The organism is Streptomyces sp. NPDC005808, assembly GCF_042871385.1.
In the GTDB taxonomy this organism is placed as follows: domain Bacteria; phylum Actinomycetota; class Actinomycetes; order Streptomycetales; family Streptomycetaceae; genus Streptomyces.
Window position 1 is genome coordinate 64,812 of the sequence record NZ_JBIAIK010000019.1, and the last position, 13,374, is coordinate 78,185.

Annotated in this window: 14 protein-coding genes; 3 read left to right on the plus strand and 11 right to left on the minus strand. The window is 70.5% G+C overall.

Annotation, left to right across the window (positions count from 1 at the left end; all coding sequences use genetic code 11):
- Positions 1–4 precede the first annotated feature (4 nt).
- The 6 genes from gatC to ACFYPC_RS32265 form a co-directional block, all read right to left on the minus strand.
- On the minus strand, positions 5–301 hold the full coding sequence (gene gatC / locus ACFYPC_RS32240; RefSeq protein ID WP_015036350.1) for an Asp-tRNA(Asn)/Glu-tRNA(Gln) amidotransferase subunit GatC: 297 nt from the start codon (positions 299–301) through the stop codon (positions 5–7).
- Positions 302–550: 249 nt separating this feature from the next.
- Positions 551–2,767: a putative bifunctional diguanylate cyclase/phosphodiesterase gene (locus ACFYPC_RS32245; RefSeq protein ID WP_391889911.1), complete on the minus strand. Its 2,217-nt coding sequence runs from the start codon at positions 2,765–2,767 to the stop codon at positions 551–553.
- 261 nt (positions 2,768–3,028) lie between these two features.
- The gene (ligA, locus tag ACFYPC_RS32250) at positions 3,029–5,221 is read right to left on the minus strand and encodes an NAD-dependent DNA ligase LigA (RefSeq protein WP_391889914.1); all 2,193 of its coding nucleotides are present in this window, start codon (positions 5,219–5,221) and stop codon (positions 3,029–3,031) included.
- 15 nt (positions 5,222–5,236) lie between these two features.
- Positions 5,237–6,244 carry a methionine synthase gene (locus ACFYPC_RS32255; RefSeq protein WP_391889917.1) on the minus strand — a complete coding sequence of 336 codons (1,008 nt, stop codon included), beginning with the start codon at positions 6,242–6,244 and terminating at the stop codon, positions 5,237–5,239.
- A gap of 68 nt (positions 6,245–6,312) precedes the next feature.
- Positions 6,313–7,011: an SDR family oxidoreductase gene (locus tag ACFYPC_RS32260; RefSeq protein ID WP_391889920.1), complete on the minus strand. Its 699-nt coding sequence runs from the start codon at positions 7,009–7,011 to the stop codon at positions 6,313–6,315.
- Positions 7,012–7,018: 7 nt separating this feature from the next.
- A complete protein-coding gene (locus ACFYPC_RS32265) occupies positions 7,019–7,558 on the minus strand; it encodes a TIGR00730 family Rossman fold protein (RefSeq protein ID WP_391889923.1) in 540 nt (179 codons plus the stop codon).
- 50 nt (positions 7,559–7,608) lie between these two features.
- On the opposite strand from ACFYPC_RS32265, the gene ACFYPC_RS32270 reads away from it, so the two are divergent.
- Positions 7,609–7,932 (plus strand): DUF427 domain-containing protein, encoded by a 324-nt coding sequence (locus tag ACFYPC_RS32270; protein WP_391889926.1) that lies wholly within the window; start codon positions 7,609–7,611, stop codon positions 7,930–7,932.
- A 113-nt stretch (positions 7,933–8,045) separates the two neighbouring features.
- On the opposite strand, the gene mnmA is transcribed toward ACFYPC_RS32270, so the two are convergent.
- On the minus strand, positions 8,046–9,173 hold the full coding sequence (mnmA, locus tag ACFYPC_RS32275; RefSeq protein ID WP_391889929.1) for a tRNA 2-thiouridine(34) synthase MnmA: 1,128 nt from the start codon (positions 9,171–9,173) through the stop codon (positions 8,046–8,048).
- A gap of 60 nt (positions 9,174–9,233) precedes the next feature.
- On the opposite strand from mnmA, the gene ACFYPC_RS32280 reads away from it, so the two are divergent.
- Positions 9,234–9,965: an N-acetylmuramoyl-L-alanine amidase gene (locus ACFYPC_RS32280; RefSeq protein WP_391889931.1), complete on the plus strand. Its 732-nt coding sequence runs from the start codon at positions 9,234–9,236 to the stop codon at positions 9,963–9,965.
- Here the strand turns inward: ACFYPC_RS32280 and ACFYPC_RS32285 are convergent.
- From ACFYPC_RS32285 to ACFYPC_RS32295, 3 genes are all read right to left on the minus strand, one after another.
- A complete protein-coding gene (locus ACFYPC_RS32285) occupies positions 9,958–11,127 on the minus strand; it encodes a cysteine desulfurase family protein (protein WP_391889934.1) in 1,170 nt (389 codons plus the stop codon). The two genes, ACFYPC_RS32280 and ACFYPC_RS32285, sit on opposite strands and share 8 nt — an antisense overlap.
- Positions 11,128–11,246: 119 nt before the next feature.
- Positions 11,247–11,459 carry a DUF4190 domain-containing protein gene (locus tag ACFYPC_RS32290; RefSeq protein ID WP_391890089.1) on the minus strand — a complete coding sequence of 71 codons (213 nt, stop codon included), beginning with the start codon at positions 11,457–11,459 and terminating at the stop codon, positions 11,247–11,249.
- Positions 11,460–11,634: 175 nt separating this feature from the next.
- Positions 11,635–11,826: a hypothetical protein gene (locus tag ACFYPC_RS32295; protein WP_391889936.1), complete on the minus strand. Its 192-nt coding sequence runs from the start codon at positions 11,824–11,826 to the stop codon at positions 11,635–11,637.
- 124 nt (positions 11,827–11,950) lie between these two features.
- Between ACFYPC_RS32295 and ACFYPC_RS32300 the strand changes: the two genes are divergently transcribed.
- The gene (locus ACFYPC_RS32300) at positions 11,951–12,577 is read left to right on the plus strand and encodes a TetR family transcriptional regulator (protein ID WP_391889939.1); all 627 of its coding nucleotides are present in this window, start codon (positions 11,951–11,953) and stop codon (positions 12,575–12,577) included.
- Between the two features lie 172 nt (positions 12,578–12,749).
- Here ACFYPC_RS32300 and ACFYPC_RS32305 read toward each other — a convergent pair whose 3' ends face one another.
- The gene (locus tag ACFYPC_RS32305; protein WP_391889942.1) at positions 12,750–13,076 is read right to left on the minus strand and encodes a hypothetical protein; all 327 of its coding nucleotides are present in this window, start codon (positions 13,074–13,076) and stop codon (positions 12,750–12,752) included.
- Positions 13,077–13,374 lie beyond the last annotated feature (298 nt).

Consider the following 13,374-nt stretch of genomic DNA (forward strand, 5'->3'; position numbering starts at 1 on the left):
GTGATTAGTCCTCCCCCAGGATCTGCGGCACCTTGAAACGCTGCTGCTCCTGGGCCGGGGCGCCGGAGAGCGCCTGCTCGGGGGTGAGCGACGGACGGACCTCGTCCGCGCGCATGACGTTCGTCAGCGGCAGCGGATGTGAGGTCGGCGGTACGTCTTGGTCGGCGACCTCGCTGACGCGGGCGACCGCGCCGATGATGTCGTCGAGCTGGCCGGCGAAGTGATCGAGCTCTTCGCCCTTCAGCTCCAGACGCGCCAGCCGTGCGAGGTGGGCGACCTCCTCGCGCGTGATGCCAGGCATGCGGCGTTCCTCTGGGGGTGAGTGTGTGTGGTTTGGCCCAATCCTATGGGTCGGGGGACGGTGCCTGCGCCCGGGTTTCCCCGGAGGGCTCGCACACCCACGCCCGCCCGTGACCGACAAGGGCGCCAGGCCCCGGACGGACAGGCGCCGACGGCGCTGAACCCGCACGGCAGAGGTCCACTTGTCAACGAGCCGTAAACGGGCGGTGCGCGGGCGGGCGAGCAAAGCCGCCCCCACCGGCCGGCGGGACTACTCCGCCGCCGGCAACGCGGCCCGCGGCCGCTGCCACCCCCGCGACCCGCGGGCCAGCAGCCACGCGGTGGTGTCCTGCGGAGGCATCGCCGCGGCGACCAGCCACCCCTGCACCGCGTCACACCCGAGATCGCGCAGCCGTTCCCACGTCTCGTCGTCCTCCACGCCCTCGGCGACGACGAGCAGTCCGAGCGAGTGCGCGAGATCGATGGTGCAGCGCACGATCTCCGCGTCCTCGTTGTCCACGGCGAGCCTCGCGACGAAGGACCGGTCGATCTTCAGCTCGCTGACCGGCAGCCGGCGCAGATGAACGAGCGAGGAGTAGCCCGTACCGAAGTCGTCGAGGGACATCTTCACTCCGTGCCCGGTCAGCCCGGCCAGGGTGTCCGCGGCCCGCTGCGGATCCTCGAGGAGCACATGCTCCGTTATCTCCAGCTGGAGCGACCCCGCCGGAACCCCGTGCCGGGCCAGCCGCGCCGCCACCGAGCCCGCGAACCCGGGGGTGTGCACATCACGCGGCGACACGTTCACCGCGACCGGCACGTACAGTCCCTGCGCCCGCCAGCGTGCGACCTGCGCGAGTGCCGTCTCCAGGACGTACTCCGTGAGGTGCGGCATCAGCCCGGACGACTCGGCGATGGCGATGAACTCGTCCGGCGCCACCCTCCCCCGCTCGGGGTGCACCCACCGTACGAGCGCCTCGAGTCCGGCGACCTGACCGTCGAACCGGACCTTCGGCTGGTAGTGCAGTTCGACGTCACCGGCGTCCAGGGCGCGGCGCAGATCCCCCAGCAGGCCCAGCCGGTCCGGTGTGTTCGAGTCCCGCTTGGACTCGTACACCTCCACGCCCGTCCGGTCCCGCTTCGCCTGGTACATGGCGACGTCCGCCCGCCGGAGCAACCCCTCGGCGTCGAGCGCGTGGTCGGGGAAGACGGCGAGCCCGGCACTGGCCTCCAGGACGAGCGAGAGGCCGTCCAGGTCGAGCGACGAACCGAGCGCGGCGACGAGATTGCGGGCGATGCGCGTGGCCGACGTCGTGGAGTCAGCGATGGGCAGCAGTACGGCGAACTCGTCGCCGCCCAGCCGCGCGGCCTCCGCCCCGCGCGGCAGGTTGAGCCGCAGCCGATCGGCTATCTGAAGGAGCAGCCGGTCGCCGGCGAGATGCCCGAGTGTGTCATTGACCGAACGAAAACGGTCCAGGTCGATCAACATCAGGGCAGAACGCGCACCCATGCGTTCGGCTTCATCCAGAGCCGTCCACGTACGTTCAAGGAGCCACTGCCGGTTCGGCAGCCCGGTCAGCGGGTCGCGCAACTGCTCCTCGGCCCGCGCACGGGCTATCCACAGCGTGGAGTCGAGAGCGATCAGCGGGATCGAGAACAGCGGCAGCAGCATGGGCCGCGCGATCGCGACCACGCAGATCAGCGGTGTGATGCCGAGCAGCGCGACCGCGACGAGCCCCTGTCTGGCCAGGGCCGTACGGGCGACGGTCGGCAGGCCGCCGGTGCGCGGCGTGTGGACGAACCAGAGCAGGGTGCGAGTGGCCGCGAGATAGGCGGCGGCGACCAGGACCACTTCGGGCACGGCGGAGAGGGTCCAGGTCTCCGGGCTCCAGGGCGTCTCGACGGACGGGAACCGCTCCCACGCGGCCAGGACCAGCGCCCCGGCTCCGATGCCGAGGATGTCGACCGCGCCGTGCAGGATGCCCTGGCGCCACCGGTTGCGGCGCGCGATGCCGACCAGGACGACGACGGTCAGGCTGACCATTCCGGCGGGCACCCAGCCGTACAGCAACAGGACCGCGAGGGTGAGGGCGGCGCCGGAGCCCGTGCCGCCCCACCAGCGGGAGCGGCCGAGGGCGACGAGGTGGCCGACGATGATGCCGGTCAGCACGGCGAGCGACCAGCCGACGGCACCGGAGGGGAAGAGCGCGTGATCATCGCTGAACGCCCGGTAGAAACCGGCCCCCAGGACGAGCGCGGCCGCCACGACGACCGCCGTCGGCAGTGCGGGCCAGGATATGGGCCGTTCGGGTTCGTGCCCGGCCATGCCGGGGCCGGGAGCAAGACCGCCGACTCCCGCGCCGCCACCGGCCGAGCGAGGCGGAACTCCGGGGCGGTCCGATGTCCGCGCTGTCCCGCCCCAGCCCCCGCCCCATGCGCCGGCCATCCGGCGCAGCCATGAGTCAGGGGCGGCGCTCTCGGTCGGTTCCATTCCCGTCCCTCTCACAGCCGGCGGTGCCCACGCCACGCGGCCCGAGCCCGAAGACAACTCGCCACGGCCGCCGCGTCCGAAAACCAATCCCCCAACTCCCGAGGAGCAGGGGATGCCCCGACCGCAGCTGGGCACGGCAGGCGCACATCTCAACAGTAGGCCGCAGAAGGCTTCCACGGGCAGCGGTCGTAGACGGTTGCCCGAATGCGACCCGGCCACCCGTATGCATCTGATATGCGCCGAACGGGTGGCCTTCAACCGCTACTCCTCGATCGGAAGTGCGGCTTCCGCCGCCGCGGCCGATCCCTGTTCGAGCAGGACGGCGAAGCCGTCCTCGTTCAGAACCGGAACTTTCAGCTGCATGGCCTTGTCGTACTTGGAACCGGGATTGTCTCCCACAACGACGAAAGATGTCTTCTTCGAAACAGAACCGGTCACTTTCGCTCCCCGGCTCTGCAAGGCCTCCTTCGCGCCATCCCGTGTGTGGTGTTCCAGCGTTCCGGTGACGACAACGGTGAGGCCTTCCAGCGGACGCGGCCCCTCGTCCTCGCCGGAGCTCTCCTCCTCCATGCGGACCCCGGCCGCCCGCCACTTGCGCAGGATCTCGCGGTGCCAGTCCTCCGCGAACCACTGTTTGAGGGAGGTGGCGATGATCGCGCCGACGCCCTCGGTGGCGGCGAGCTCCTCCTCGGTGGCCGCCTCGATCCGGTCGATCGAGCGGAACTCGCGGGCCAGCGCCTCGGCGGCGACCGGCCCGACATGACGGATCGACAGCCCGGTCAGCACGCGGGCCAGCGGGCGCTCCTTGGCCGCCGCGATGGTGTCCAGCATCGCGATCGCGTTCTTCTTCGGCTCGCCCTGCTGGTTGGCGAAGACTGTGGCGATCTTCTCCTCGCCCGTCTTCGGATCGCGCTTGGGCAGTCCGCTGTCCTGGTCGAGGACGTACGCCTTGATGGGCAGCAGTTGCTCGATGGTGAGGTCGAAGAGGTCGCCCTCGTCCACGAGCGGCGGCTCGGCCGGCTCCAGCGGCTTGGTGAGCGCCGCGGCGGCGACGTACCCGAAGTGCTCGATGTCCAGCGCCTTGCGGCCCGCCAGGTAGAAGAGCCGCTCGCGCAACTGGGCCGGGCAGGTGCGGGCGTTCGGGCAGCGCAGGTCGATGTCGCCTTCCTTCATCGGGCGCAGCGGCGTCCCGCACTCCGGGCATTCGGCGGGCATCACGAACTCCCGCTCACTGCCGTCGCGCAGGTCGACCACCGGTCCGAGGATCTCCGGGATGACGTCACCGGCCTTGCGCAGCACGACCGTGTCCCCGATGAGGACGCCCTTGGCCTTGACCACGTCCTGGTTGTGCAGGGTCGCGAACTCGACCTCGGAACCGGCCACCGTGACCGGTTCGACCTGCGCGTACGGCGTGACGCGGCCGGTACGTCCGACGCCCACCCGAATGTTGATCAGCTTGGTGTTGACCTCCTCGGGCGCGTACTTCCAGGCGATCGCCCAGCGCGGGGCACGGGCCGTGGAGCCCAGCCGGCCCTGCAGGCGGATCTCGTCGAGCTTGACGACCACGCCGTCGATCTCGTGCTGCACGGAGTGGCGGTTCTCCCCGTAGTACGCGATGAACTCCCGTACGCCGTCGAGGTCGTCGACGACCTTCGCGTACGGCGTGGTCGGCAGGCCCCATTCCTGGAGCAGCTCGTAGGCCCCCGAGAGGCGATCGATGTCGAAGCCCTCGCGGGCGCCGATGCCGTGCACCACCATGTGCAGCGGGCGGCTCGCGGTGACGCGCGGGTCCTTCTGGCGCAGCGAACCCGCCGCCGCGTTGCGCGGGTTGGCGAAGGGCTTGTCGCCGGCCTCCACCAGGCGGGCGTTGAGCTCCTCGAACTTCTCCATCGGGAAGTAGACCTCGCCGCGGATCTCCACGAGGTCCGGGACGCGGTCGCCGTGCAGCCGGTCGGGGATCTCCGCGATCGTACGGACGTTGGGCGTGATGTCCTCGCCCGTGCGGCCGTCGCCGCGGGTCGCCGCGCGCGTGAGGCGGCCGTGCTCGTAGGTGAGGTTGACCGCGAGGCCGTCGACCTTCAGCTCGCACAGCAGGTGGTAGCCGGTCGTGCCGACGTCTCTTGCGACGCGCTCGGCCCAGGCCGCGAGCTCCAGGTCGTCGAAGGCGTTGTCGAGCGAGAGCATCCGCTCGCGGTGCTGGACCGACGTGAACTCGGTCTCGTACGCGCCCGCGACCTTCTGGGTCGGGGAGTCGGGGGTGCGCAGCTCGGGGTACTCGTCCTCCAGGGCCTCCACCGAGCGCAGGAGTTTGTCGAAGTCCGCGTCACTGATGACCGGCTGGTCCTTCACGTAGTACCGGAAGCGGTGCTCCTCGATCTGCTCAGCGAGCAGCGCGTGCTTCTCCCGTGCCTCGGCGGGTACCGATGTGGGCTCTGCGTGCGTTTCGCCGGCCACCGTGTTGTCCTCCCGTTACTCAGGGTTGTCCGCGAGGGATCTCGCCGCCCGGACGCAGTGGGCGAGTGCCCTGCGGGCATGGTCGGGGGAAGCCCCCGCGAGCCCGCACGACGGAGTGACCGTGACCGCCTCCGCGAGAAGCCCCGGATGCAGCCCCAGCCTGCGCCACAACGTCCTGACACCCATGACGCTACCGGCAGGGTCGGACAATGGGCCGTCCACGCCCGGGACGACACCGACGAGGAGCTGCGTCCCGCCTTCCACTGCTTCTCCGATCACGTCGTCGTCACGCTCGGTGAGAAGCGAGAAGTCGAAGGAGACCGCCGCGGCGCCGGCCCTGCGCAGTAGTGCGAACGGCACGTCGGGTGCGCACGAGTGCACCACGACCGGGCCCTCGCCGTGCACCCCGATGACATCGCGCAGGGTCGCCTCGGCCAACTGCCGGTCCACGGGCCGGTGGGCGCGGTAGCCGCTCGCGCTCTTCACGTGCCCACGCAGTACGGCGATGAGGGAGGGTTCGTCGAGCTGGAGGACGAGCTGCGCCCCGGGAACGCGCCGCTGTACGTCCTCGAGGTGGACGCGCAGTCCCTCGGCGAGCGACCCGGCGAGATCCCGGCAGGCGCCGAGGTCGGACAGCGCAACCTCGCCGTTCCTCAGCTCCAGCGCGGCGGCCAGCGTCCAGGGCCCCACCGCCTGTACCTTCAGCGGCCCTTCGAACCCCTGCAGGAACTCCTCGATCGCGTCGAGGTCCTCCCCCAGCCACGACCGCGCCCTCTTGGTGTCCCGCCCCGGGCGGTCCCCGAGCCGCCACCCGCTGGGCTCCACGCGCGCGTACAGCTCGACGAGCATCCCGGCGGTCCGCCCGATCATGTCGGCGCCGGGCCCCCGCGCGGGCAACTCGGGCAGATAGGGGAACTCGTCGACGGACCCGGTGACGGTCTTCGCGGCTTCCCGCGCGTCCCCTCCGGGCATGGATCCGATCCCTGTCGCGGGACCGAACCTGAACCTGCTGTTTTCGCTCACGCGGGAAGCCTACGGAATGGTTCGCACGAGGTCAGCGGCCCGGTCGTTCGGTCAGGTTGCCGACGAGGTCAGCGGCCCGGTCGTACCGTCAGGTTGCTGACCTCCGCGTCGCTCGGCAGGTCGAGGGCCATCAGGATCGTCGTCGCGACGGACTCGGGGTCGATCCACTTCGACGCGTCGTACTCCTTGCCCTCCTGCTGGTGGACCTTGATCTGCATGGGCCCGGCTGTGCGGCCGGGGTACACGGAGGTGACACGGACGCCGTTCCCGTGCTCCTCCTGGCGCAGGGAGTCCGCGAGGGCCTTCAGACCGTGCTTGGAGGCGGCGTACGCGGACCAGTCGGCGTGTGCGTTGAGGCCGGAGCCGGAGTTGACGAACAGCACGTGCCCGTGGGACAGGCGCAGTTGGGGCAGGAAGTGGCGGGTCAGCTCCGCGGGGGAGATCAGGTTGACGTTGAGCTGGTGGTGCCAGGACTTGGGGGTCAGCTCGCCGACCGGGCCGAGATCGACCACGCCCGCGATGTGCAGCAGCGAGTCGACCCGGTCGGGCAGCGTCTGGTGGGAGAACGCCCAGGAGAGCCTGTCCGGATCCGCGAGGTCACCGACCAGCGTCCGCGCTCCGGGATATTCGGCGGCGAGTTCCTTCGCGCGGCCCGCGTCGCGCGCGTGCAGCACGAGTTCGTCCCCGCGCGCGTGCAGGCGGCGGGCGACGGCCGCGCCGATGCCGGAACCGGCTCCGGTGATCACATGGGTAGCCATGCCCGCCATGCTCGCATCACTGCTGACCCAGGCTCTCCTCCAGGTAGGCCAGGGCGCCCACGGCCTCCTCGGCGAAGAACACCAGATCAGTAAGGGGAATCGGCAGGAACCCCTCCTCCTCCATTCGCCGGAACTGCTCCTTGAGGCCGTCGTAGAAGCCCGCCGTGTTGAGCAGCACCACCGGCTTCTGCGTCTTCCCGTGCTTCTTCAGCTCCAGGATCTCGGTCGCCTCGTCCAGCGTCCCCGTTCCCCCGACCATGATCACCACAGCGTCGGCCTTCTCGAGGAGCAGCGCCTTGCGCTCGGCCAGGTCACGCGCGATGACCATCTCGTCGGCGTCCGGCCGGGCCATCTCCGCCAGGAAGTCCACGGAGACGCCCAACAGCCGCCCGCCCGCCTCCTGCACACCGTCGGCGACGACCTTCATGAGACCGACGTCCGAACCGCCCCACACCAGTGTGTGGCCGCCCTTGCCGAGCAGTTCGGCGAACTCGCGCGCGGGGCGCGTGTAGCGGTCGTCGAGGTCGGCGGCGGAGAGAAAGACGCAGATATTCATGCGTCCACGGTACGGGGGAAGAACTACGGTCCTGCCGGTGCTTTCCAGGTATGGCTGAAGGACACACGATCACCATCGAGCAGGGCACGGAGCACGTACGCGTCGTGCACGGCGACCAGATCCTGGCGGAGAGCGACCGCCCCCTGTTGCTGCGCGAGACCGGCTGTCCCGTGCGCTACTACATCCCCCCGGAGGATGTCCGCCTCGATCTGCTGGCGGCCTCCGCGACCCACACCTTCTGCCCCTTCAAGGGCACCGCGTCCTACTGGTCCCTCCCCGACGCGGCCGACCTGGTCTGGGCTTACCCCGACCCCAACCCCGAAGTCACCCAGATCAAGGACCACTTGTGCTTCTACGACGTGGAAGTGCTGTGACGCTCAAGCGATGCGACGCCTGGACGATATGACGCTCGACTGCTGTGACGCCCGGGTGCCGTGACCGCCGAGTTCTGGGTGCCGCTTCTGAACGAGTTCTTCGGGAGCGGCGGTCAGACAGCCGCCGTCGCGCGCGTGGTCGTCGCGATCGTCGCCGAGCCCACCACGCGCGTGCCGTCGTACAGGACGACCGCCTGGCCGGGGGCGACACCGCGGACCGGCTCGGTGAAGGTGACCTCGAGAGTGCCGTCGACGAGTTCCGCCGTGACCGTCGTCTCGCCGCCGTGGGCGCGGAGTTGGGCCGTGTAGGTGCCGGGGCCGGTCGGGGCGGTGCCGCACCAGCGGGGCTTGATGGCCGTGAGGCCGTTGACGTCCAGTGCGGCCGCCGGGCCGACCGTCACGGTGTTGTCGACGGGCGAGATGTCCAGGACGTAGCGCGGCTTGCCGTCGGGGGCCGGGGTGCCGATGCGGAGCCCCTTGCGCTGGCCGATCGTGTAGCCGTACGCGCCCTCGTGGGTGCCCAGTTTGGTGCCGGACTCGTCGACGATGTCGCCCTCGGCCTTGCCCAGACGGTTCGCCAGGAAGCCCTGGGTGTCGCCGTCGGCGATGAAGCAGATGTCGTGGGAGTCCGGCTTCTTGGCGACGGCGAGGCCCCGCCGCTCGGCCTCCGCGCGGATCTCGTCCTTCGTGGTGAGGGTGTCGCCGAGCGGGAACAGGGCGTGCGCGAGCTGGCGGTCGTCGAGCACTCCGAGGACGTACGACTGGTCCTTGGCCATGTCGGAGGCGCGGTGCAGTTCGCGCGAGCCGTCCTCGCCGACGATCACCTTCGCGTAGTGGCCCGTGCAGACCGCGTCGAAGCCGAGCGCGAGCGCCTTGTCGAGCAGCGCGGCGAACTTGATCTTCTCGTTGCAGCGCAGGCACGGGTTCGGTGTGCGCCCCGCCTCGTACTCGGCGACGAAGTCCTCGACCACGTCCTCGCGGAAGCGCTCGGCGAGGTCCCACACGTAGAAGGGGATGCCGATGACATCGGCGGCGCGGCGGGCGTCGCGCGAGTCCTCGATGGTGCAACAGCCACGCGCGCCCGTGCGGAACGACTGCGGGTTGGCGGAGAGCGCGAGGTGCACGCCCGTCACGTCGTGTCCGGCTTCCGCCGCGCGGGCGGCGGCTACGGCGGAGTCCACTCCGCCCGACATGGCGGCGAGTACGCGAAGGGTGCGGGGGCGCTGCGAGGTCTCAGTCATAACCCCTCCAGGGTACGGGGCCGTGGGAACCGAAGCCCGCGAGTATCCGTTGAAGATCGCATGGGGGAGAAAAAGGCGGACGCAGAGGCCCGGACGAAGGGCCACCGTGCCAAGGACGGCGACCGACGGGTCGGGCGCCGGGCACTGCTGATCGGCGGCGCGGCGGCGGCCGTGGGCAGCGTCGTACTGGCGCGGGACGAGCTCGGGCGACTGTGGTGGCGGCTGCCGAGCGTGCAGAAGCCGCGCAAGGAGGGCGAGGTCGACTTCACGGGCGCCCAGTGGGTGGCCGCGTCCTCGGCGAACTGGCGGATGGCGGACCGGCCCGACGACTACGGAATAGACCGGGTGATCATCCATGTCACCCAGGGCAGCTTCGCCAGTGCGGTGAAGGTCTTCCAGGACCCGGGGCACGGCGCCGCCGCGCACTACATCGTCGGCCAGGACGGCCGCGTCACCCAGATGATCCGCGAGCTGGACGTGGCGTACCACGCGGGGAACCGGGAGTACAACGAACGCAGTGTCGGCATCGAGCACGAGGGCTTCGTGGACCGCCCTGAGGACCTCACCGACGCGATGTACGAGGCCTCGGCGCGGCTGACGGCCCGGATATGCGGGCGGTACGACATTCCCGTCGACCGGGAGCACATCATCGGGCACGTCGAGGTGCCGGGCACGGATCACACGGACCCGGGTCCGCACTGGGACTGGGACCGTTACATACCGCTCGTACGGCAGGCACTCGCCACCCAGGAACAGACCCAGGCGGCCGGAACAGGGGCGTCCGCTAGCTGAGCCCCGCAGTGCGCGCCCGTTCCACCGCCGGACCGATCGCGCGGGCCACCGCCTGGACGTCCGCCTCAGTGGAGGTGTGGCCGAGGGAGAAGCGGAGGGTGCCGCGGGCCAGGTCGGGGTCGGTGCCGGTGGCGAGGAGGACGTGGCTCGGCTGGGCCACCCCCGCCGTGCACGCGGACCCGGTGGAGCACTCGATGCCCTGCGCGTCCAGGAGGAGGAGCAGGGAATCGCCTTCGCAGCCGGGGAAGGTGAAGTGCGCGTTGGCCGGCAGCCGCCCCCCGTCGGCCGGATCGCCGCCGAGGATCGCGTCGGGCACGGCCTTGCGTACGGCGTCGACCAGGTCGTCGCGCAGGGCACCGATCTCGCGGGCGAACCACTCGCGCTGCTCGGCGGCGAGCCGCCCGGCGACGGCGAACGAAGCGATCGCGGGCACGTCGAGGGTGCCGGAGCGGACGTGGCGTTCCTGGCCGCCACCGTGCAGGACGGGCACCGGGCTGTACTCGCGGCCCAGGAGCAGCGCGCCGATGCCGTAGGGGCCGCCGATCTTGTGGCCGGACACCGTCATGGCGGCAAGGCCCGAGGCACCGAAGTCGACCGGGATCTGACCGAAGGCCTGGACGGCGTCGGCGTGCAGCGGGATGCCGAACTCGGCGGCCGCGTCGGCCAGTTCGCGTACCGGCATGACGGTACCGATCTCGTTGTTGGCCCACATGACCGTGGCGAGGGCGACGTCGTCGGGGTTACGGGCGACGGCCTCCCGCAGGACGTCCGGGTGCACCCGGCCGTACGAGTCCACCGGGAGGTACTCGACGGTGGCGCCCTCGTGTTCGCCGAGCCAGTGCACCGCGTCGAGGACGGCATGGTGTTCGACAGGACTCGCGAGGACGCGGGTGCGGGCGGGGTCGGCGTCGCGGCGCGCCCAGTACAGGCCCTTGACCGCGAGATTGTCGGCCTCGGTGCCACCGGAGGTGAAAACCACCTCGCTGGGACGTGCGGCGAGGGCGTCCGCCAGGCTCTCGCGGGCTTCCTCGACGGTACGTCTGGCGCGGCGGCCGGCGGCATGGAGGGAGGAGGCGTTGCCCGTGACGCTCAGCTGGGCGGTCAGTGCCTCTACCGCCTCGGGAAGCATCGGGGTGGTCGCGGCGTGGTCGAGGTAAGCCATGGTGAGCCCGATTCTACGGGCCCGTTCCCCGCCGCCTCCGCCGGTACCCGGCGGTGGGATCCGGCGCGGCGCCACCCGGGGTCGTATCGCGCCCCCAGAGGCTCCAGGACACCGTGCTGTTAGAAGCTCCAGGACACCGTGCTGTCGAACTGCATGAGTGCCACGAGCACGACCAGGTCGGCGACACCCAGGCCGAGTCCCAGGAAGGCGCGGCCCCGGCGGGCCGTGCCGCGGTGCAGGGCGATGGACGCGAGAACGATGGCGGTGGGGCCCAGGAAGACGTTGAGGACCAGGAGGCCGACGAGGCCGAGAATGAAGGAGGCGACGGCCATACCGTCGGCGTCCCGCCCGTCGGTCCTGCCCTGCGGCGCGGCCGTGCGCTCGACAGGTTCTTCGCGGTCGGCGCGTTCGGCGAGTTGGGCCAGCTCGGTACGTTCGGCGCGCTCAGTACGTTCGGTGAGTTCGGTTTGTTCGGTGAGTTCCATGGTGTGAGTCCGCTCCCGACATTCAGTTGGTGGAGGTGTGGCGCAGTCGGTTGACGGGGGTGTGGCGCCGGCGTGCGGTCCGCTCGCGTACCGCGAAGACGGCCAGCCAGATGGCGATGAGGACGGCGGCGGCGAGGCTGACGGGCACCGGCGCGTGGGCCACGGAGCCCATGACCACGCCCATCAGCAGGAGGGCGGCGACGAGGAACAGCATGAGATGCCTCTCGTGGAAGTCCGACGACTCAGTGAACGGATGTAGTAACAGTTGTTCACTGACTCCCGAGTCTAGCGCGGCACCCGGCTTTCCAATTACAGAGAACAGTTGTTAACTGCATGGTATGAGTCACACCCTCGGCATCCGGCAGGCCCAGAAGCAGAAGACCCGACAGGCCCTATTGGACGCGGCGTTGGGGCTGCTGGAGGAGCAGAGTCTGAGCAGTCTGGGTCTGCGCGAGGTCACCCGTGCCGTCGGTGTCGCTCCGACCGCCTTCTACCGGCACTTCCGCTCGACGGCGGACCTCGGTGTGGCGCTCGTCGAGGAGGCCCTGGGCAGTCTGCACCCGATGATCGGGGAGACCGTGTCCGCGGCCGACGAAAGCGACGAACGCATCACGCGCGCCGTCGATCTGATCGCCCACCACGTGGCGACCCACCCCGCGCACGTCCGCTTCATCGCGCGCGAGCGGCACGGCGGCGTACAGCCGGTGCGGGAGGAGATCCGCGAGCAACTGGCCCGGTTCGCCGAGGAAGTGAAGACCGAGCTGGCCAAGCAGCCGGAGTCGCAAGGCTGGAGCGACGACGACCTGCTGATGCTCGCGGGCCTGTACGTCGACCAGATGCTGATGACGGCGTCGCTCCTCCTGGAGGCGCTGGAGGCCTCGGCGGAGGAGCGGGGCCGGGTGACTCGCGTGGCGGCCCGCCAGATGCGGCTGATCAGCATCGGCCGCCGCAACTGGCTGGGCTGAACGCCCCACCAGAGGCGGCCGCTGCCGGCTGAGGCGAAGGCCCGGCCGCAACCGACGGGAGTGAAAGCCCCGCCCGACGGGAGTGAACGCCCCGCCGCAACTGACTGGGGTGACGCACTCGTTCACCGAGTACGTCACCCGCAGAGCCGTCGAACCGACGAGACGGAAACGGTCAGCCCGTCTGCTGCGCCTGAGCCCCCTGCCCACCGCCGAAGCCGCCACAGCCGCCGCCGGCCCCACCGCTCGGCATTCCGGACGGCCGGCCCGAGCGGGCCGCACCCGAGGGCATCCCGGACGGAGCACCGGAGGGCCTGCCGGACCGCTCGGCGCCACTGGGCCGCCCGGACGGGCCCCCGCTCGGCATAGCCGACGGCCGGGCACACTCCGTCTGGCCCGTGGTGCCGCTGTCCGAGGACGAGTCGCCCGAGCCACAGGCCGCCAGCAGAGGCGCGAGTGCGAGCAGTGCGACGGCGGGGACGAGTCGTACACGACGGTTCATGAGGCTAACTCCCAGTCAGGTCCCGAGCCCGGTTTATGAGTACCGGATGAGTACGGGATGAGTGGGGGCCAGAGCACCAGATCCAGGTAGGACCGCGCTGTGCCGGAGCTATGGCTTGCTGTGGATCACGTGAAGCCCTGGGAAAGAGAACAGGTCCAGGTGAGAGCGCTGTTCCCGAACCGTGACATCGGGACCGCGAGGATCCCCCCGCCTGCCGCACATCAGCACCGCGAGAATTCCGCCGCCTGCCGGCCGGCACCCCAACACGCCCCGGGGGTCGATGAGTTCGGCGCCCGGT